Raw genomic sequence first — 1,296 nt, forward strand, 5'->3', positions numbered from 1 at the left:
GAAGCATCATCGGGTACTACGTCGGTGGCGTGGTCTTCATTCGCACCCGGTCCCGTCGTCGTCCCGGTCCAGGTGACCGCCGTAGCCGGGGTCGCCGGCGTGGACCGGTGCCGCGCCGGCCGCTCGCGCGGCGTCGCAGTTCTCGTAGTAGGCGGACTGCGGCTCCGGCTCGGAAGGCTGCTGCTCCTGCTCGGAACCCGGTGCAGTGTCGGACGCCTCACCCGGGGGGCCCTGTTCGCCTTCGGGTCCGGCCTTGCCGCGCGGCCCGGCCGGTCCTCGAGGGCCCGTGTCGCCCTGCGGGCCGGGCTCGCCCTGCGGCCCAGGGGGACCGGCGGGACCTGCCGGTCCCTGCTGCGTCCCGCCAGCTTCCAGCGCGGCGATCCGCGCGTCCTGTGACGCGAGGGCGGAGCCCTCGACGAGGACCAGCAGCGACAGCAGCGCGATGAGCACGATCGCGGGCCAGCTGGTCTTCCGGCGGGGCGGGGGAGGCGTCACGGGTGCCTCGATCGATGGTGCGGCCATGTCACCCTCCGCATATGAACGTGGGCGCCGCCCGGTCGTCCGGGCAGTGACGCCGACATCGTCGTCGACGTACCGAAGAAGGGGAAGGAGATTGCAGGTCCGGAACGCCGGGGTCGGGTGCACTCCGTGACGCTAGGCTCCCGGTCCGTGACCTCAGCGCTGACGATCCACACCGCGGGCGACGCGGCCTCTCCCACGGTCGTGCTGCTGCACGGCCTGTCCGACGCGGGCGACAACTTCCCCGACCTGGTGGACCGCTGGCAGCCGGAGTGGCGCATCGTCGCGCCGAGCATGCGCGGCCACGGCACCTCGCCCCGGTTCCGCGACGACGAGCTGGGCGGCACGGCCGAGCTGATGCTCGCCGACGTGCTCGCCGTCCTCGACGACCAGCCGGACCCCGTCGTGCTGCTGGGGCACTCGATGGGCGGGGCGCTCGCGCTGCGCGCGGCCGTCGCCCGCCCGTCGGCCGTGCGGGCGCTCGTCCTCGAGGACCCGCCGCGTGCCGACGGCGGTCCCAGCCCGGCGGAGCACGCCGCCGGGTTCCTCGCGTTCGTCGAGGGCACGAGCGCCCGCGTCGCACGCGGCGAGCTCGAGGCGCTCGTCACCGAGAGCGGGTGGAGCCGGTCCGAGGTCGAGGCCTGGGCCCGGTGCAAGCCGCAGGTGCAGCGGGACTACCTGCGCCACGGGCTGCACCTGGGCCCCGACAGCTGGGCCGACCTCGTGCCCCGGCTGACGGTACCGACCCTGCTGGTCCTGCCCGACCGGGACAGCGTC

The 1,296-nt window shown here is 74.8% G+C and carries 2 protein-coding genes; one reads left to right on the top strand and one right to left on the bottom strand.

Annotated features, from left to right (window positions below; translation table 11 throughout):
* Positions 1-36: 36 nt before the first annotated feature.
* Positions 37-522, bottom strand: coding sequence for an excalibur calcium-binding domain-containing protein (locus ACFWEK_RS21730; RefSeq protein ID WP_430555395.1), 486 nt, complete (start codon positions 520-522; stop codon positions 37-39).
* Between the two features lie 147 nt (positions 523-669).
* Between ACFWEK_RS21730 and ACFWEK_RS21735 the strand changes: the two genes are divergently transcribed.
* On the top strand, positions 670-1,296 hold a 627-nt coding region (locus ACFWEK_RS21735; RefSeq protein WP_430555396.1), incomplete at its 3' end, for an alpha/beta fold hydrolase.

Origin of the sequence: Isoptericola sp. NPDC060257 (assembly GCF_042726645.1) — a bacterium.
GTDB lineage: Bacteria > Actinomycetota > Actinomycetes > Actinomycetales > Cellulomonadaceae > Isoptericola > Isoptericola nanjingensis.